General features: G+C 64.2%; 13 protein-coding genes. 10 read left to right on the plus strand and 3 right to left on the minus strand.

Annotated elements, in window-relative coordinates:
- Window positions 1-680: 680 nt before the first annotated feature.
- Window positions 681-4,445, plus strand: a complete 3,765-nt coding sequence (locus QCM77_RS25590; RefSeq protein WP_279685369.1) for a vitamin B12-dependent ribonucleotide reductase — start codon at window positions 681-683, stop codon at window positions 4,443-4,445.
- Window positions 4,446-4,656: 211 nt separating this feature from the next.
- Here the strand turns inward: QCM77_RS25590 and QCM77_RS25595 are convergent, their stop codons facing one another.
- Together QCM77_RS25595 and QCM77_RS25600 are read right to left on the minus strand one after the other, a co-directional pair.
- Window positions 4,657-5,079, minus strand: a complete 423-nt coding sequence (locus tag QCM77_RS25595) for an antitoxin Xre/MbcA/ParS toxin-binding domain-containing protein (RefSeq protein WP_279685370.1) — start codon at window positions 5,077-5,079, stop codon at window positions 4,657-4,659.
- 9 nt (window positions 5,080-5,088) lie between these two features.
- Window positions 5,089-5,298: a hypothetical protein gene (locus QCM77_RS25600; protein ID WP_279685371.1), complete on the minus strand. Its 210-nt coding sequence runs from the start codon at window positions 5,296-5,298 to the stop codon at window positions 5,089-5,091.
- Window positions 5,299-5,420: 122 nt separating this feature from the next.
- On the opposite strand from QCM77_RS25600, the gene QCM77_RS25605 reads away from it, so the two are divergent.
- The 9 genes from QCM77_RS25605 to qatD all read left to right on the plus strand — a co-directional run bounded on the left by QCM77_RS25605 (window position 5,421) and on the right by qatD (window position 18,071).
- Window positions 5,421-6,386 (plus strand): nucleotidyltransferase family protein, encoded by a 966-nt coding sequence (locus tag QCM77_RS25605; RefSeq protein WP_279685372.1) that lies wholly within the window; start codon window positions 5,421-5,423, stop codon window positions 6,384-6,386.
- Window positions 6,387-6,570: 184 nt separating this feature from the next.
- Window positions 6,571-7,626, plus strand: a complete 1,056-nt coding sequence (locus QCM77_RS25610) for a hypothetical protein (RefSeq protein ID WP_279685373.1) — start codon at window positions 6,571-6,573, stop codon at window positions 7,624-7,626.
- A gap of 7 nt (window positions 7,627-7,633) precedes the next feature.
- A complete protein-coding gene (locus QCM77_RS25615) occupies window positions 7,634-9,892 on the plus strand; it encodes a TnsB C-terminal domain-containing protein (protein WP_279685375.1) in 2,259 nt (752 codons plus the stop codon).
- Window positions 9,889-10,959, plus strand: coding sequence for a TniB family NTP-binding protein (locus tag QCM77_RS25620; RefSeq protein WP_279685376.1), 1,071 nt, complete (start codon window positions 9,889-9,891; stop codon window positions 10,957-10,959). Before QCM77_RS25615 ends, QCM77_RS25620 begins: the two co-directional genes overlap by 4 nt.
- Window positions 10,956-12,806 carry a TniQ family protein gene (locus QCM77_RS25625; protein WP_279685378.1) on the plus strand — a complete coding sequence of 617 codons (1,851 nt, stop codon included), beginning with the start codon at window positions 10,956-10,958 and terminating at the stop codon, window positions 12,804-12,806. The genes QCM77_RS25620 and QCM77_RS25625 overlap by 4 nt, the downstream gene beginning before the upstream one ends.
- Before the next feature lie 166 nt (window positions 12,807-12,972).
- The gene (qatA, locus tag QCM77_RS25630; protein WP_279685380.1) at window positions 12,973-14,955 is read left to right on the plus strand and encodes a Qat anti-phage system ATPase QatA; all 1,983 of its coding nucleotides are present in this window, start codon (window positions 12,973-12,975) and stop codon (window positions 14,953-14,955) included.
- Window positions 14,927-15,934, plus strand: coding sequence for a Qat anti-phage system-associated protein QatB (qatB, locus tag QCM77_RS25635; protein WP_511337212.1), 1,008 nt, complete (start codon window positions 14,927-14,929; stop codon window positions 15,932-15,934). Before qatA ends, qatB begins: the two co-directional genes overlap by 29 nt.
- Entirely contained in the window at window positions 15,934-17,337 is a 1,404-nt protein-coding gene (gene qatC / locus QCM77_RS25640) for a Qat anti-phage system QueC-like protein QatC (protein WP_279685382.1), read from the plus strand. Before qatB ends, qatC begins: the two co-directional genes overlap by 1 nt.
- Window positions 17,334-18,071: a Qat anti-phage system TatD family nuclease QatD gene (gene qatD, locus QCM77_RS25645; protein WP_279685383.1), complete on the plus strand. Its 738-nt coding sequence runs from the start codon at window positions 17,334-17,336 to the stop codon at window positions 18,069-18,071. Before qatC ends, qatD begins: the two co-directional genes overlap by 4 nt.
- Window positions 18,072-18,137: 66 nt before the next feature.
- Here the strand turns inward: qatD and QCM77_RS25650 are convergent, their stop codons facing one another.
- On the minus strand, window positions 18,138-18,842 hold the full coding sequence (locus tag QCM77_RS25650) for a protein NO VEIN domain-containing protein (RefSeq protein WP_279685385.1): 705 nt from the start codon (window positions 18,840-18,842) through the stop codon (window positions 18,138-18,140).
- Window positions 18,843-18,963: the final 121 nt, after the last annotated feature.

Below are 18,963 nucleotides of genomic sequence, written 5' to 3' on the forward strand. Positions count from 1 at the left end.
TCCGTAGCCCTACGTGAGTCCAGAGGTGGCAACCCCGATCCTGAAAAATATACCTGCCCTGTGAACAGCGGGGTGAAGCCTCCGCAGCACCACGGGATGCAAATTTTTTCGGTTGGGAATCCCTGAGGACTCACTGATACTTGGCTCAACAACAGGTGCGGGCCTGCCCCCTGTTATCCCCCACAATCCACCATATTTAGTATTTGATTCAGGAACTCGCACTAGTTCTTGACGGGCGCGACGGAGAGTCCTAGTTTTTGATCCGTTCGGCGCGAGTGTGTTTGCGTCCCGCCGGCACTCCCCCAAAGGGTCTGCAAAACAGCACTCCGCCAAGCCAGACAAAGGCAGCGGGATAAGGGCTTGTCCGCCCGCGGAAGCGGACTTTTCGGGCGCCAGAACGGGCCGGCAACAGGCTCGGATGGCATCGGTAGACGTTGTGATGTTGGTTGTGGGGCGTTTGAACGCATGTCGCGCACATCCCCTTGGGGGCGGATGGGTGTGGACATGCCGGCGGTGCGAGGTGCTCGCACCTGACATCGCCGGGAGAAACTGGGCCGGAATCCACCGGCTGAACTGCGAAGCCTTTGGGCCGATGAGGTCCTTGGAGGAATCGCGAACCGAAATAGCGACCCGGGCGCCTTGCGGAGGCAGTCCGGTACATAAAAGGACGGGGCAAGACCATGCGGATTGAGCGGCGCCACACCACTTCGGGACAGTCACCTTACGCCGGGATCGATTTCCGGCTGACCACGTCGGAGATCAGGAATCCCGACGGCTCGGTCGTGTTCAAGCTCGAGAACGTCGAGGTGCCGACCGAGTGGTCGCAGGTCGCCTCCGACGTCCTCGCCCAGAAGTACTTCCGCAAGGCGGGCGTCGCCGCGCGCCTGAAGAAGGTCGAGGAAGAGTCCGTCCCCTCGTTCCTGTGGCGCTCCGTGCCCGACACCGAGGCACTTAGCCTTCTGCCCGAGAAAGAGCGCTTCGTCAGCGAGCTCTCGGCCAAGCAGGTGTTCGACCGCCTCGCCGGCTGCTGGACCTATTGGGGCTGGAAGGGCAACTACTTCTCCTCCGACGAGGACGCCCAGACCTTCTACGACGAGCTTCGTTACATGCTGACCATGCAGATGGTCGCGCCGAACTCGCCGCAATGGTTCAACACCGGTCTGCACTGGGCCTATGGCATCGACGGCCCCGGCCAGGGCCATTATTACGTCGACCCCTTCACCGGCAAGCTGACCCGGTCGAAATCTTCCTACGAGCATCCGCAGCCGCACGCCTGCTTCATCCAGGGCGTCGGTGACGACCTCGTCAACGAGGGCGGCATCATGGACCTCTGGGTCCGCGAAGCCCGCCTGTTCAAATACGGCTCCGGCACCGGCTCCAACTTCTCGCGGCTGCGCGGCGAAGGCGAACGCCTCTCCGGCGGCGGCCGCTCGTCCGGCCTGATGAGCTTCCTCAAGATCGGCGACCGCGCCGCGGGCGCGATCAAGTCGGGCGGCACCACGCGCCGCGCCGCCAAGATGGTCGTGGTCGACGTCGATCACCCCGACATCGAAACCTATATCGACTGGAAGGTGAAGGAGGAGCAGAAGGTCGCGGCTCTCGTCACCGGATCCAAGATCAACCAGAAGCACCTCAAGGCGGTGCTGAAGGCCTGCGTCAACTGCGAGGGCTCAGGCGACGATTGCTTCGACCCCGAGAAGAACCCGGCGCTCCGCCGCGAGATCAAGCTCGCGCGCCGCTCGCTGGTGCCCGACAATTACATCAAGCGCGTCATCCAGTTCGCCAAGCAAGGCTACAAGGACATCCAGTTCGACGTCTACGACACCGACTGGGATTCGGAAGCCTATCTCACCGTCTCCGGCCAGAACTCCAACAACTCGGTTTCGCTCAAGGATGATTTTCTGCGCTCGGTCGAGACCGACGGCGACTGGAATCTGGTGGGCCGCACCACCAAGAAGATCACCAAGACCCTGAAGGCGCGCGACCTCTGGGAAAAGATCGGCTACGCCGCCTGGGCGTCGGCCGACCCGGGCCTGCACTTCAACACCACCATGAACGACTGGCACACCTGCAAGGCGTCCGGCGACATCCGCGCCTCCAATCCGTGCTCGGAATACATGTTCCTGGACGACACGGCGTGCAACCTCGCCTCCGCCAACCTGCTGACGTTCTACGACATCCCCTCCAAGCGCTTCGACGTCGAAGGCTACGAGCACCTCTGCCGGCTCTGGACCATCGTGCTTGAAATCTCGGTGATGATGGCGCAGTTCCCGTCGAAGTCGATCGCCGAGCTCTCCTACGAGTTCCGCACGCTCGGCCTCGGCTACGCCAATATCGGCGGCCTGCTGATGACCATGGGTCTGTCCTACGACTCCAAGGAAGGCCGTGCGCTCTGCGGCGCGCTGACCGCGGTGATGACCGGCATCACCTACAAGACCTCGGCCGAGATGGCTGCCGAGCTCGGCACCTTCCCCGGCTACAAGAAGAACGCCGCGCACATGCTGCGCGTGATCCGCAACCACCGCCGCGCCGCCCATGGCCAGTCCAACGGCTACGAGGCGCTCGGCGTCAATCCAGTGCCGATGGACCTGGTCTCCTGCCCGCAGGCCGATCTGGTGTCGCATGCGCAGGCGGCCTGGGACGGGGCGCTCGAGCTCGGCGAGAAGCACGGCTATCGCAACGCCCAGACCACGGTGATCGCGCCGACCGGCACGATCGGCCTCGTGATGGATTGCGATACGACGGGCATCGAACCGGATTTCGCGCTGGTGAAATTCAAGAAGCTCGCCGGCGGCGGCTACTTCAAGATCATCAACCGCGCGGTCCCCGCCGCACTTCGCGCGCTCGGCTATCGCGAAGCTGACATCGCGGAGATCGAGGCCTATGCCGTCGGCCACGGCTCGCTCTCCAACGCGCCCGGCATCAACGCCTCGACGCTGAAGGCCAAGGGCTTTACCGACGAGGCCATCGCCAAGGTCGAGAAGGCGCTGCCGACCGCCTTCGACATCAAGTTCGCCTTCAACAAATGGACCTTTGGCGAAGATTTTATTCGCGACCAGCTCGGCATCGGCGCCGAGGCGATCGCCGCCCCCGGCTTCGACCTGCTCCAGGCCGTGGGCTTCACCAAGCGCGAGATCGAGGCGGCCAACGTCCACATCTGCGGCGCCATGACGGTGGAAGGTGCTCCGCACCTCAAGGCCGAGCACTATCCGGTGTTCGACTGCGCCAATCCCTGCGGCAAGGTCGGCAAGCGCTATCTGTCGGTCGAGAGCCACATCCGCATGATGGCGGCAGCGCAGCCCTTCATCTCGGGTGCGATCTCCAAGACCATCAACATGCCGAACGACGCCACTGTGGAGGACTGCAAGTCCGCCTACATGCTGTCGTGGAAGCTGGCGCTGAAGGCCAACGCGCTCTATCGCGACGGCTCGAAGCTCAGCCAGCCGCTCAACTCGCAGCTCATCAGCGATGATGAGGACGAGGACGATGCGGTCGACCATCTCTACGACAAGCCGATGGCGGCACGCACCGCCCAGGTCTCGGAAAAGATCGTCGAGAAGCTGGTCGAGCGCATCATCGTGATGCGCGAGCGCGAGAAGATGCCGGATCGCCGCAAGGGCTACACCCAGAAGGCGGTCGTCGGCGGCCACAAGGTCTATCTGCGTACCGGCGAGTACGACGACGGCCGCATCGGCGAGATCTTCATCGACATGCACAAGGAAGGCGCGGCCCTTCGCTCCTTCATCAACAACTTCGCCATCGCGGTGTCGCTCGGCCTCCAGTACGGCGTGCCGCTCGACGAATATGTCGACGCCTTTACCTTCACCCGCTTCGAGCCGGCGGGCCCGGTGCAGGGCAACGACAGCATCAAGTACGCGACCTCGATCCTCGACTACGTCTTCCGCGAACTGGCGGTGAGCTATCTCAGCCGCTTCGACCTCGCCCATGTCGATCCCAGCGAGACCGGGTTCGACGTGCTCGGCAAGGGCGTCGAGGAAGGCAAGGAGCCTGATGACGCCAACCACCGCGCCACCAAGCTGGTGTCGCGCGGCCTCACCCGCTCCCGCACCGACAACCTCGTGGTGATGCGCGGCGGCTCGACCGCGGTCGCGCAAGGCAACGACAGCGCGCCGGCCGGCGGCTCCAAGGTCACCTCGCTCGCCTCGCACGGCGCAGGCCGTGCCGGCGACGTCCTGGAAGGCGCGGTCGCGCTGAAGCAGGAAGTGGCCCACGACCTCTCGCCCACCGAGAAGCTCGAAGCCCTGCAGTGGAGCAAGGCCGGCAGCGCACAGACCATGGTGCCTTCCAAGGCCGAGCGCCGCGCGGAAGCCAAAGCCAAGGGCTACGAAGGCGAGATGTGCTCGGAGTGCGGCAACTTCACGCTGGTGCGGAATGGCACGTGTATGAAGTGCGATACTTGCGGGTCCACGACGGGGTGTTCGTGAGGCGATAGCGACTGACGAGAGTTGTAGTTTTCATCAAAGAAAGCCCGCGATTTCCACTCTGACGCCCACGGTGCGGCGACGAGCATAAGAGGCCCCCTAATAAAAGGCCCCCTATTTCGTCGGCGCAAAACACCCCGACGGCGAATGCCGACCATAAGGCGCCCTCCATTCTCGTAGGGCACAAAAAACCCCGCCGGCGACGGCGGGGTTTTCATTTGGACGTTGGCGGCATTGCGTCGGTCTGCCGGCGCTTGACCGCTTGCGCGGCGAGTTCGCTCTTCACGGCCGCAAGGCCGTCGTCGCTTGCGGCCGCCACCGCCAAGGGGCGCCTATTTTCAAATAGCTCGTTGGGCGTTGCGAGCCAAAGCCGTGCGGTGGTGAAATCGCCGAAGGCCGACACCGCCGCTGCAAGGCCAGCTTCGCGACGGGTTGTCTTCTCCTCCACCGTCAAGGGATCTACGGGGTCGGCCTCTCTGCGTTCTCGGTGGTCTTCGATCAGGACGCCAACCATCTGCGAAGCGAGGTGGTCAGAGGTCGTTCCACTGAGTCGGCGACCGTTGTCGGCATCAGTGACAACGACGCGACTGGTGCCATCTTCGGCGACGTCGACCTCTACCTGGTATCTCTCAGGCATCGTTGGCAGCTACTGCCTCAGCTTATAGGTGCCGGCCAGCCAGCCTTGCAGCAGCTCCTGGGTCACCCGGGACAGATTCGTCCCCTGCCGGATCGCCTCGATCTTCGCCTCCTTGATCACCTCTTCGTCGATGATGGCCGTCAGCGGCTTCTTCCCTGCCGGCGCGCGGGGGCCGCTTTTGTTGGTCTGTGTCTTTCCCGGCTCCGCCTTCTTGGCCATCTCGTCTCCGATTCGCTGCGCTTAACCATGATGCACGGGCCGATCGCGGCCGCAACGCCTCGATAAATCTACGCACCGGTGCGGGCTTGACTTTACGCACCTGTTACCTTATTTTAGAATTTATGGAAGCCTCAGATGACGATACCGAACTCGTTCCGCTCACCGACGGCCAGATCGAGCAATTCGATCGGATCGAGCGGCTTTGGCCCGAGTTCGGCGATTCCCTGCAGGTCCTGGCCGCCTCCGACGGCGGCGGGATGGGCTGGAGGACCGTCGACGGCGTCGAGTATCTGACGCGCTACACGCAGGAGGGCGGCAAGAAGAAGGGCCGGTCCCTCGGACGCCGCGGACCGGAGACCGAGAAGATTTTCGAACAGTTCGACAGCACGGTGCTGAAGGCCCGACGGATCCGCCGGGAGCTCCGCGAGGACGTCCTGTTGTCCTGCAAGTTGGCCAAGGCGTACGGGGTGGCTCGGCTGCATGGCCGCTTCGCCGAGACCCTGGACTGGCTCTGGTACACCGGCGCCAACTCGCGCGTCGCCTTGTTCGGCGGCAATGCCCTGCTGGCCTACGAAAGCAACTCAAAGACCCTGACGCCGGCAGACCTGATCAAGGACACCCACCTGCAGTTCATCGCCCACTCCGAGGACCCCGCCAAGATGGGCCTGGTCGAGATCGGCGAGGCCTGCGGGGCCGACCCGACCGGCGGCTCCGTCTCCATGGAGCGGGGCCGGATCGTCATCCGGTCCGACGGCGAGCTCATCGCGGAGATCTTCCCGCCGTCCTACTTCCTCGGCCGGGCCGACCGCAGCGCGCGGAAGACCTTGAGCGAAGGTTTCGAAATGCCGTGGCTGCGGGCCCTCACCTTCAGCCGGGACACCCGGCCGATCGAGCTTAGCGTCCCGGACCCCCGGGTCTATGCCATGGCCGCCTACTGCCTGAGGGACGACAACGAGATCTGGGACCGGCGCGCGCAGTTCGCCGTGCGGATGGTCCAGGAATGCTGGCCGGACAAGTTCGACCAGGACCAGGAAGCAGTGCTGGACGGCCTGCCGGAAGGCGGCCGGATGAGGCTCAGAGGACCATGAGAGGGCAAAAAAGCCCGGCTTATCCACAGAATACACAAGGGGCAAACCGGTCATAACTCGTTGAAAATCCAAGATTTCAAGGACTCGTCTGCCTAGTCGTTCCGGCTAAATCTCGAGAATCTCGAGAGAACCCGGATTCCGGGCTTCGGAAACCACGCGCCACGGCGGCGGGGGTCGCCCTCCATTGCCTTCGAACAGCGCGATCGTCATCGTCGCACCCACGCAAACCGAACTGAAAGGAGCACGCCGACCGGATGCACCACAGACGAAAAAAGCGGCCACGGATTGCACCCCGCGACCGCCTTTCGTCAGTGACATCGATCTGAGAAGGAAAACCGACCCGGAGCAAACCTCACCAACAGACAACGCCACCCCAACAGATCTGTCGGGGTCGCGCAAGGTCTGCTCCGGGCCGGTTCCCCCTCAAATCCCCGTAATCCACCGCCCGCGTCCGGAATTCCCCGATTCCGGCGAACGGCGGAGGCTTGTCCGGACGGCCTACAGCCGCATGCGCCAGACCACCCTGATGATCACCCGCGAAGAATACTTCGCACCGGACCCCAACATCCGGAACGACCGCCCCTTCTTGGTGGAACCGAAGCCGAGCGTGTCCAGCCGCGAGATGACGCCGCACTCCGCGATCTCGGTCCACGGCTACACGTTCATCGACGGCCGCATCACCTGGTACGAGAGCATCCTCGAGCGCTGCGCCGCCCTGCTCGGCCGCCTGCGCCCCGACATCGTCGAGGTAGCCGAACAGCCGCCCCCCGTCTGGTTCGTCGACGACGAAGGCGTGCGCCGCCACCATACGTTCGATTTCAAGTTCACGACCACCGGCAAGGGCCGCGTGCTCACGGCCGTCAAGCCCAGCGCCCTGGTCGCCAAGACCGGCATCGACCGCATCGTGGATCTCGTCACCGAGCAGGTCTCGCCCGCGATCGCGGATGAGGTCTCGCTGTTCACCGAGAAGCTGCTGACCGAGACCGATCTCCTCAATGCCGAAGTGGTCAACCTCGCCACCCGCGACGAATGGCCCGAGGACGACGCCGCCGTCGAGAAGGTCCTCGCCAAACTCAAGAAGGAGACCACGATCGGCGATCTCGTCGACCGCTCCCGCCTCGGCGGCTACGGCTTCGACGCGGTCGTGCGCGCCATCGACGCCGGCAAGCTCGGCCTGGTCGAGTACGGGCCGCTCGACTTCGACGCCATCGTCGCCAAGCCGGCCAAGCGGAAGGACTGAGCCTCCCTTGACCCGCCGCCGCGCCCATAGCTTCCTGCCGAAACGGCCGCGCCGCCCCCAGGGGCGGCACGCGATCCGCTGGCACGCGGCCGAGGCCGACAAGGCCATGATCTGCGGGCTCGCCTGCAAGCTCGTCCATGACGGCGACGACGGCAAGATCTTCCAGGATTGCGCCAACGCGGACAACAATTTCGCGTTCACCAATGACGAATACGAGGACCTGCTCGAGTCGCAGGATTTCGATCTCGAACCCGAGGCGCTCAGTCTCAAGTCCGCTCAGGCCAAGCTTCGGGCCGGCGTGTCCTCCGTCTCCGAACTCGCGCAGGCCCAACAGGCGGTCGTCCATCTCCGCCAGGTCGCCATCTGGAAATTCAAGGAGATGTGCAAAGACGGTGACGCATCGCGGTACCTCTCGGCCACCCAGACCGCGCTCGACGAGGAGATTCAGGGTTTCGTCGACACTGAAGCGCGAAAGCACGGCATCGTCAGCATTTCGCTGCCTAAGGCCCACGAATTTCTGAAGTGGGTGCGCCGGCACGACGCGATGGGTCTGCTCGGGATCGTTCCCAGGACCGATAAGCGCGGACGCCGTCAGGATCGCTACAGCACGCAAGTGAAGTTGCTCGTCCGCAAGCACGCCAAGGTCTTCTTGCGAGGGGAACGTCCCACCAGGGAGTTGGCCTACGGCGACCTGAAGGTCGAGATCTCGAACATCAACAACAACGTGCGTCGCCCGGCGGGACAGCCGGATCTGCAGACGCCGCACTACGATTTCATGCGCAAGGCAATCAAGCGCCTGGCGCCGTTCGACGTCGACGCCGGGCGTCATCTCGAAGAACACGCCAAGCGCAAATTCCACCCGTCCCGCGGCGGCGTCCCCAACATCATCCGGCCGATGCAGCGCATCGAAATGGACGATTGGGAGTGCCACCTCCACAACCTCGCCATCGAGGCGGAGCTCTGGGAATTCCTGTCGCCCGAGATCCAGGAGGCGGCGGAAAAGACCCGTTCCAACCTGACCGCGGCCCTCGACTGCTTCACGCGGGTGCTGCCCGCTGTCGTCCTCTCGCTCGGCCCGCACTCGGTCAACACCAAGACCTTGCTGCGGATGTGCATGACCGACAAGACGCCGCTCGCCCAGTCGGTCGGCTGCGAGACGCCGTGGGAGTACCGCGGCAATCCGTGGAATGTCGTCGGCGACGAAGGCAGCCCCTACCTCAATTCGATCACCAAAGCCCTCTGCGAGACCGCCCACATCGAGTACATCTCCCCGCAAAGCGGGACGCCCCAGCAGCGCCCCAAGGTCGAGCGGGTCTTCCAGACCCTGGATATCCGCTCTCTGCTGCGCTTCTCCGGCAGGGCCTTCAATAACCCTCAGGTCCGCGGCAAGTACGAGGCCGAGGCCCGTGCCGTCACGACCGTCGAGGAGCTCGCGCACCTGATCGTGCGTTTCATCGTCGACGTCTATCACAACACTCCGCATGACGGCCTGGACGGCGACACTCCGCGCAACTTCTGGCTCCAGTCGACGAAAAAGCTCGGCCCCCGCGCTGCCGGCAAGCCCTTCCTGCGCCGGGTGTTCGGCGAGCGCTACAAGGTCACGCTGCACCCCAACGGCATCGAGATCTTCGGCAACTGGTACACCAACCGCGCGCTCGAAAAGCGCGCCCGGGACCTGCCGCAGCGCGACTACGTCGTCATCGTCGACGAGGAAGATCTCGGCGGAATCTCCGTCGAGATCGAAGGTGGCGAACCGCTTGAGGTCGTCGGGCCGCCCTGCATGAACGGCATCAACGTCGACGTCTGGAACATGGCGCTCGCCTCGATGCGCCGCGAAAACAAGCACCTCCAGGACATCACCGAAGAGACCGTCCTGCGCGCCCTCGAATACGCCCAGCAGGCCGACGCCAAGACCCGCGCGCGGCTCGCGATCCGCTGGCGGCTCAAGACGCCCGAAGAGCTCGAGGCGCTGCGCAACTCGATCGGTCCCGCCATCCAGCATGCCGCCAAGCGCGCCATCCCGGGACGGCCCGAGAAGCAGGTCGACATGTTCGCCGGCAGCATCCCGGTCGGCACCAAGGCGCTGCCGCGCGGCGACGTGCGCGCCCTGCCCAAGCCCGTGGACGCCAGCGACGGACCGGTCGCCCGACGCGGCCTGGCCAAGGCCAAGCCGGTGAAGCCCGCGAAGCCGGCCAAGCCGCCGACTGCCGGCGCCGTCACGACCCGCAAACCCATCCAGCCCTGGAAACCCAAGGAACGCAAATGATGGCCTTCACCGACAACTCCGACCCCACCGCGTACCTGCGCGCGTTGCTTACCACCGAGGACCGCCAGCGCGTCGAAATCATCGAGAAGGTCAAGACTACCTACTTCACGTCCGGCCGCGACGGCGATCTCGCGAGGCTGCTCCGGCGGCTGACCGAGAACGCACAGATACGGCGCGATCCCGACCGGCCGCACAGCGGGTCGAACCGCGTCGAAGGCAAGGGGCTGTGCATCATCGGTCCGAGCGGCTCCGGCAAATCCACCCTGCTCGAAGAGACGTTCCGGACGCATCCCGCCTTCCCGAACTTCCGCGTGCCGGAGAAGTGGTCCCCGCTGATCGGTATCACCGCGCCCGGATCCGGCAACCTCGGTGCGGTCAGTCTCCGCGGTCTGCAGACCCTCGGATTCTCCGTCGAGCGCGACCTCAGGGAACACCAGGCCTGGAGCAAGCTCGTGCCCGAACTGATGCTCAACAACATCCTGTTCTTCTGGATCGACGACCTCAACAACATGCTGACGCTGACCAGCGAAGAGGAGCTCCAGAAGGTCCGAAACAGCCTGAAGGACTTGATGAACAATCCCGAATGGCCGCTGCAGATGATCGTCTCCGGCATCCCGGAGATGCTCCCCTTCTTCCGCCAGGACAGGCAGTTCCGCCGCCGCTTCCGCTACCTGTACCTCTCCAAGCTGGAGCCGACCGACCACGCAGGCTTCCTGCAGAGCGCCATCGAACACCTCTGCGAGACCGGCAAGGTCAAGCTCGACGTCAAACCCGACGAGGACCTGGCCGGCCGCCTGCTGCACGCCGGCGCCTATGAAATGGGCCTCTGCATCGAAATCGTCGTCGAGGCGATCATGGAGGCCCTCGACGGCAATTCCCGCAAGCTCCGCCGCGTGAATTTCGCGAACAGCTTCGCCGATCGCTTCACCCTCTCCGACGACCAGAATCCGTTCGTCGCCACGGGCTGGCACGCGATCGACATCACCCGCCTCTACAGCAAGGACGACGAAAAGATCGACGATACGGTCACGCCCGTCGGCCGCAAGCGCAGGGGCCGCAAGTCGTGAGGCCGCTCCGCCACACCGTCCCCCTCGCCGCCGGTGAAACACCGGCCTCCTTCGTCTCGAGGCTGGCCGCTCTTCACCGAACGTTCGCGCGGGAGTTCTGCCTCGACATGGGCACCACCTTCCAGAAGGTCGTTGACGGCGATCCGAAAGCCCTCGGCATCATCGCCTTCAAGGCCGGCGTCGAGGTGTCGGCTCTGGCGGAAAACGCCTTCATCAGGGGCGACAAGCACCAGCACAGCTTCCGCAGCGAAGCGTTGACCCGGGACGACCTGCTTCGCGCGACCGTCGTCGTCTGCCCGAAATGCCTCGCCGAAGACCTGGCCGCCGCGCCCCGGGCCCGTCCGGAGACCGTCGTCGTCCAGCGAGCACGCTGGCAGATCGCGGCCCTGAAGACCTGCGTAGTCCACTTCACGCCTCTCGTCGTCATCGACAAGGACATGACCCCGAGCACCCTGCACGACTGGGCGTATCACGTCCGCAAGGTCCTGCCCGATCTTCCCGGGCTGGTGCGCGAAGCCGAGAGGCGCATGCCGACCGGGTTCGAGACCTACGTCCTGGTCCGTGCCGAAGGCGGACCCATCCGCGGCGGGCTGATCGACAGCCTTCCCCTCTTCGTTGCGATCGCGGCCTGCGAGCTGTTCGGCGCCGTCGCCACGCTCGGCCGTATGCCGAATCTGAAGACCCTCTCCGACGAGGAATGGCGCCAGGCCGGCGCCGCCGGCTTCGACATCGTCGGCGCGGGAAAGCCCGGCATCGAGGTCTTCCTCGAAGATCTGCAGGCATCCTACGCCTACTCGCGGGCCGCGACCGAAGGCCCGCAGGCCATCTTCGGCCGCATCTACCAGGTCCTCGAGTTCGGCCGCGAGGACAACGCCTACGACCCGCTGCGCGCGCTGGTCGGGGACTTCATCCTGGGAAATTTCCCAGTGGGGCCTGGCGACGTCGTGTTCGGCAAGCCCGTCGAGACCCGGCGGCTGCATTCGATCCGAACCCTCTCTATGGAGACCGGCCTCCACCCCAAGCGCCTCCGGAAGCTGCTCTCGTCGGCAGGGATGCTGCCCCCGAACGCCGACGAGCTCGCGGACGGAAACTGCCTCTTCGATGCCGACAAGGCCGTTTCCCTGGCCGGGGTGGCCGCGGCCGCCACCCTCTCCGTTCGCGACGCCGGCACCTACCTCAACGCCCCGCGCGTGCAGCGGGACATGCTGTACCGCTCGGGCCTCCTCGTCCCCCGGATCAAGGCCACCGACCACGGCGCCGCCGACCTGTTCGCGCCCGAGGACCTGGACACCTTCCTGGCCCGCCTGCTCGACGGAGCCGTCCCGGTCGTGGCCGCCGCCGGCCAGGTCGACATCCCGACCGCGGCCAAGGCCGCCTGCTGCGGCTCCGTCGAGATCGTCCAGGCCGTCCTCGACGGCCGCCTGACCCGGAAGGCCCAGCTCGCCGGCGAGCGCGGCTACATGGCCGTCCTGGTCGACGTGGAAGAGGTCCGCGCCTTGGTCCGGGGCGCCGATCCCGGCGGCCTCACCGCCGAAGCCTTCGCCGAGCGGCTGCAGACCCGGCCCCATGTGGTCCGCAAGCTGATCGTCGCGGGGCACCTCAAGACCGCCACCGTGATCAATCCCGTCAACCGATGCCCCATGACCGTGGTGCCGGATGACGAGGCGGCACGGTTCGAGGCCGAATTCGTCACCCTGTTCGCGCTCGCCCGCCAGCAGGGCCGCCATCACATGGCGGTCAAGAAAGAGATCGAGGCCGCCGGCGCAAAACCGGCGCTGGATCCGGAGCCGATCGGGGCGACACTCTATCGGCGCTCGCAAGTCGAGAATCTCGCAAGGTCATCTTGAATCCAGCAATGGAACTAGCGCGCCCCCTCTCGCGTTCGGTTCGGCAATTCACGGGTTGCAACCATCACTTGCGGATTGCCCCACGGAACCCTAGTTGAAGTCTTTAGGGCAGGTACAACCAGCGGTATTCCGCGAAAAGCCCACCGAATTGAAATGGGAGGGCTTCGTGACTGCCGAAAGTCTAACTCCGCTCGGCTATCTAAGTGACCATGAGACCAAGGTCGACCTTCTTAACAACGAGGCGATCGCGAAAACCATCGTCCGCCTGATCAACGAAACGGTGGATTCCGCAGTCACGATCGGCGTCCACGGCGACTGGGGCGCTGGAAAATCCAGCGTGCTGGAGATGGTTAAACATGCCTTCCCGGACGAAGGTGACGTGCTCTGCCTCAAGTTCAGCGGCTGGCAATTCCAGGGTTTCGAAGATGCCAAAATTGCGCTGATCGAAGGCGTCGTGCACGGACTCATCGAGAAGCGGTCCCTCATGACGAAGGCCGCCGACGAAGTAAGCCGTATCCTGAAGAGCGTCGACTTGTTGAAGGTCGCAAAGAAGGGCGGCGGCCTGGCACTGACCGCCGTCACGGGTATCCCGCTCGTCGGGCTGGACGACATCATCGGCTCCGTCGTCGACCACGTGAAGAATCTGGCGATGGACAAGGATGCCCGCGAGGCGGCCATCAAGTCTATGGAGGACTTCAAGAAGAAAAAGAGCGACGTGGCCGTCGGCAAAAGCGTGCCGACGGAAATCAAGGGATTTCGTGCGGCTTACAAGAAACTTATTAAGAAGGCCGGCATCAAGCGGCTCGTCGTTCTCGTTGACGACCTCGACCGCTGCCTACCTCAGACCGCGATCGAGACGCTGGAGGCGATCCGGCTGTTCGTGTTGTGGGATAAGACCGCCTTCATCGTCGGCGCCGACGAAGGAATGATCGAGGTCGCAGTCCGCGATCACTTCAAGAACCTTCCCGAGACCGATGTCGCATCGAACTCTGGTCAGAACTATCCGCGGTCGTACCTCGAAAAGCTGCTGCAGGTTCCGTTCCGCATTCCAGCGCTCGGCGAGACCGAGACAGGCATTTACGTTACGCTTCTGCTACTCGGTCGCGTTCTCGGCGAAGAATCTCCAGAGTTCGAGAAATTGCTGGCTCTTGGTCGCGCCGCCCTTGGCAAGCCATGGGAGAGCGCGGGGATAGACCCCGACGCGATTAAGGCCGCGGTCGGACACCGGTTCGACGAGATCGTCCATGCTCTCAATCTGGCCGATTGCGTCAGCCCCGTGCTCGCGGCTGGCACAAAGGGCAATCCCCGGCAGATCAAGCGCTTCCTCAACGCGCTCGCGCTAAGGCTCGCGGTCGCGCAGGCACGTGGCTTCGGCAACGCCATCGAACAACCCCACTTGGCGAAAGTCATGTTGGCTGAGATGTTTCTTCACCAGACCGTATTCGATCACATCGCCACGACGGCAGCGAACTCCGAGGACGGCACCTGTCCCGAGATCGCGCTGATCGAGAAAGCAGCCGCAGCCGGTACCGAGGCCGCAACGGCGGGCGACGAGGAAGATGCATCGCCCGGTGCGGCCAACCCCGTGATCGACGAGTGGAAGACGCGCCCGGAAGTCATGCGTTGGGCTGCGGTCAAGCCGGCCCTCGGCTTGGTGTCGCTGAAGCCGTACCTTTTCGTGATCAAGGACAGGAAGAATTATCTCGGATCCGCGGCTCCCCTGCCGCGTAAGCTGGCGGCGCTTCTTGAAAAGCTGCTCGGCGGCGACATGGCGGCTAAGTCCGTTCTCGCCGACGTCAAGGATATCACGCTCCCGGAAGCCGTCATGCTGTTCGACGCCACGCGTCGGAAGATGCGGGAGGCGTCGAATTTCGACGTGCGGCCGGTAGCGATGGCCGGCATCGCCGTCCTCGTGGAGGCCCACCCGCCCCTGCAAGGCAGGTACGTCGACATCCTCGAAGCCTTGCCGCCCGACCGCGTCGGTCTGTGGGTCGCATCTGGACATGCCTTCGTGACGGAGGCGGCCCCGAAGTCCCGCATCGATGCCCTTCGCGAGAAGTGGAGGAAAGCCACCAAGAACTCAAGGCTGAGGATGGAGCTGGAGCCGAAGAAGCCGTCGCGTGGGGGGCGCGGCCATGGGAACGTCTAATCCCTTCAAAGGAGGCAACAATCGCAATCCGCTCGTCCCGGACTGGGTCGGCGGGGGCGGACCAGGCCCCGCCGACCCAGGAGCTCCAGCACCCGGTGTCCCAGCTCCGGGAGCTCCCGGCAGTCCCAACCCTGGCGCCCCAAATCCCGGCGGCGCTAACCCAGACGGCGTAAATCCAGGCGATGCTCCTGCAGGCGGAGGAAATCCCGCCGGTCCGGGAGATGGCGATGCTCCTGCTCCAAACCGCTTCCAGAGCGCCCGCACCAACTTCTTCAAGTTCGCCAAGTCCGGCGGTGCCGGCGGCGGAGACGGAGGGCGCGGCGGCGGGGCCAATCGCAACTTGCGCCGTGCGGTCCGGTCGTTCGTCGGCAAATCGAGCGGCGGCGCTCGCCGAGCGACGCAGCGCATGGCGTCAGAGCGCAGCGCCACGGCGATCTTGGGACGGATACTTTCAACCGCTGGCACCGACGGCATCCAGGAGACCGTCCGCCGCCTCGGCTTCGCGCAGTTGGCGACGCTGCCGGTCCATGACATCTACGCCGCGCTGGTCGACGTCATCTGCGAGCCCGGCGGCGAACTCGACGAGTCGTTCGCGAGAGAGGCCTACCTCAAGGCGCTTGCCGAAATCAGCGAAGCCCAAGTGGATCTCGAACGGCCCTCTCCCGAGACGACCGTGTCGTTCTTGGCATCTTTCATCGCGAACGCGATCCAAAACCGCCTGTTGAACGCGATCGGAAACAAGGTAGTCGAGGTTCCGCGCGACGTCGCTTCCGTCCAGAACATCGAACAGCAGATCAACGACTACATCCGTGGCAATGTAAACGACGCGATGGCGGAGGCCGGCGAAGATTTTCCCGTCGAGCTCATCGTGTCGACTATCGACGACATCTATGAACGCTCAGTCGTCCTGTTGGAGGGCCCAGACCAGGACGGTCCCGACGACGATCTCGATGCGGAAAACCATGAGGAGATCGAGTAATGACCGCATACGCTTTGACCGGTCACATGGGACCAGCAGACCGGCCTGTGCAGCTCGCGGGCCGTTGGCAAAAACAGTTTCCCATCGATCTCCTCAGCGGCAAGCGTACACTGGGATACGGGATGGGCGGCATCGTCCGAAAGCTGGGTGGGCTTGGCGTCTATCCGAGCGAAGTCGGCATCGACGTCCTCGTCCTCGCGGCGATGGTGCATGCCGCCGATACCCGGATCAATCGCGTGCAGACATCGCAGGACGCGTGGACTCGCGAGCTCGGCATCTGCGTGCCAGTGTCCGACCCCGACCGTTGGACCGGGCAGCGCGCCCTGCTTGAAAAGATGCTCAGGTTCCTGACGGGTGACCACTGGACGGTATCGTTCAGGGCGCGACCGGAAGGAATGACCGACTTCGTCCGACGCCCGGTCGCGGGACTGCAGGACCACAGATTCGACGGGGTCGCACTTTTTTCTGGCGGTTTGGACAGTTTGATCGGCGCGATCGATCGTTTGCAGCAGGGCTCCTTTCCCCTGTTCGTAAGCCATGGAGGCGACGGAGCGATCAGCAAGCCTCAGAAGGATCTGTTCGTAGATGTCGCCTCGGCGTATCGCAACGGCAATCGGGAACCGAAGCGCGTCCGCCTCGGGATGAGCTTCACCGACAAGGTCACCCCGGGGGTCGGACGCGAAGAAAGCACGCGTGGTCGGTCGTTTCTGTTTATCGCCCTCGCTGCTATGGCCGGATCGGGACTAGCGCGGCACTTTTCGCTCGAAGTTCCGGAGAACGGTCTCATCGCACTGAACGTTCCGCTCGACACCGTGAGACTTGGCTCGTTGAGCACTCGGACGACCCACCCTTTCTACCTTCACTGTTGGAATGAATTGCTGTCGGGGATCGGAATCGACGGCGTCATTGTCAACCGGTACTGGAACAAGACGAAGGGCGAGATGATGGATGGTTGCCTCGACAAGGACCTGTTGCGGGAACTCGCCGGCGACTCCCTCTCCTGCGCACATCCTGCCGCTGGCCGATGGGTCAAATCGGCGGCGGGCCGGCATATCCATTGCGGCCACTGCGTCCCCTGCCTCATCCGTCAAGCCGCTTTCGACCGCGCATGGGGCCGCGGGAACGATCCCACCGGATACCGGGTCGACATCCACCAAAACCAGTTGAGTACGACCAGGGCCGAGGGCAAACAGGTGCGGGCCTTCCAATATGCTATCGCACGCCTCAACGGTCGCCCCGATCTCGCCCGCGTCCTGGTTCATAACCCGGGACCACTGCTGGAGGACATCGCCAACCTGGACGCACTGGCCGGAGTCTATTCGCGCGGTCTCACGGAGGTCGGCGAACTGCTTAGCGACGTCGAAACGTTTTCACCGGCGGCAGAGGCCGAAATGACAGCATGAGACTCGTCGATTTCCACTGCCACCTCGACCTGTATCCAGACTTCGAAACCCTCGTCGCAGAATGCGAGCGTCTCGGGATCTTCACGCTCGCCGTCACCACGACCCCGAAGGCTTGGACGCGCAACAACAAGCTGGCCTCCTCGACGAAGTATGTCCGGGCCGCGCTCGGCCTCCATCCGCAGTTGGTGGCGGAGCGCTGGCGGGAGATCGAACTCTGGGAGAGGCTTCTGGACGAGACGCGATATGTCGGCGAGGTAGGACTCGATGCCGGTCCCCGTTACCATTCTTCGATGGACCGTCAAATCGAGGTCTTCCGCCGTATCCTGCGTAGCTGTGCCAAAGCGGGTGGAAAGATCCTGTCGATTCATAGCGTCAGAACGGCTTCCAGGGTGCTCGATCTCATCGAAGAAGAGGTTCCGCATGGACGCGCTAAATTCGTCTTTCATTGGTTCACGGGGTCGGTTGCGGACGCAAAGAGGGCCGCCGAATTGGGATGCTACTTTTCGATCAATAGCCAGATGCTGACGACCGGCCGCGGGCGAGCACTGGTCTCTTCCTTGCCAATAGATCGCCTTCTCACCGAAACCGATGGTCCCTTCACGTCTCAAGGCGCAGCCCCCGCCAGGCCGCGCGATGTCGGGGAGACCGTGATGCACTTGTCAACGGCGAGAGGTCTGTCGACCGAAGACACCGCCACAGTCGTGCTCCGAAATCTCAAGGTACTGACAAGCTGACGGGTAGTCGCTGTCGGTGGATGATCGCCTGCAAGGCCGTTGACAACGGCGGCTGAGATTGGTCGGCTACCTCGGCGTCGCCATAAACGTTGCGGGCGTCAATAGCAACCCGGCCTCCAGCGGCGGTGCGATGTCGAACATCTTCACCTGGTTGCGGAAGTGGAAGACCCGCCGGACCCTGTAGATGCCGCCCTGCTCGGCGGCGACATCGCACTCGCGCCTGGTCATCCAGAAAGGGGTCCGCTCGTTGCCGCAGGTGGTCTTGATCTCGAGCAGCCGAGGCTCCTCGCTCTCGGCGTCGAACGACCGAACGTCGTAGCCGTAGCCGTCCCCGTCGAGGTCGGAGACCCACCGGACGTCCTTGGCCAGCGTGGCTTTGCCCGCCATCTCCAGCCGGCGGCGCTCGAAGCCGACCACGAACTCCTCGCCGGCGCGCCCCAGATCCCGGTTGCGGGCGTCCCGGGCGGCAGGGTCGAACTTGCCGACTAGGCGACGGATGGCCGCCGGCCGCTGCTCCGGATCGCTGTTGAGGAACGCCGGCGGGGCCACCAGGATGTCTCGTTCATCCGGGATCCTGATGGCGCCGGGCTTCGCCAGGTTCAGGAGGTCCGGGTGCTCGATCAGGTATTGCCCCACGGCATCCGAAAGCGAGTCTTGATAGTGGTCCCGCGGCTTGTAGCCCTGGATCCAGGGCAGTCCGATCTCGTCGAGAACCGCCGACACGTTCTGGTGCTTGAATTCGACCGACCCCTTCGTTCGACCGATTGTCAATCGGCGTTCGACTGGGACCCCCTATCGGCATCCAAAAGGGACCCCTTTGATCGGCGTGCTCTGCTGGTAGCGCTCGGGTCGTCGGAGCTGGTCGGGGTTGCGGAGACGGCGCGAGCGCGGG

The organism is Bradyrhizobium nivariense, from assembly GCF_029846695.2.
GTDB lineage: Bacteria > Pseudomonadota > Alphaproteobacteria > Rhizobiales > Xanthobacteraceae > Bradyrhizobium.

Bases quoted from the DNA above. Each gene is read 5' to 3' on its own strand.
- QCM77_RS25590 (WP_279685369.1), top strand. From the start codon at position 681: ATGCGGATTGAGCGGCGCCACACCACTTCGGGACAGTCACCTTACGCC.
- QCM77_RS25595 (WP_279685370.1), bottom strand. From the start codon at position 5,079: ATGCCTGAGAGATACCAGGTAGAGGTCGACGTCGCCGAAGATGGCACC.
- qatD (WP_279685383.1), top strand. From the start codon at position 17,334: ATGAGACTCGTCGATTTCCACTGCCACCTCGACCTGTATCCAGACTTC.
- QCM77_RS25605 (WP_279685372.1), top strand. From the start codon at position 5,421: ATGGAAGCCTCAGATGACGATACCGAACTCGTTCCGCTCACCGACGGC.
- QCM77_RS25600 (WP_279685371.1), bottom strand. From the start codon at position 5,298: ATGGCCAAGAAGGCGGAGCCGGGAAAGACACAGACCAACAAAAGCGGC.
- qatC (WP_279685382.1), top strand. From the start codon at position 15,934: ATGACCGCATACGCTTTGACCGGTCACATGGGACCAGCAGACCGGCCT.
- QCM77_RS25620 (WP_279685376.1), top strand. From the start codon at position 9,889: ATGATGGCCTTCACCGACAACTCCGACCCCACCGCGTACCTGCGCGCG.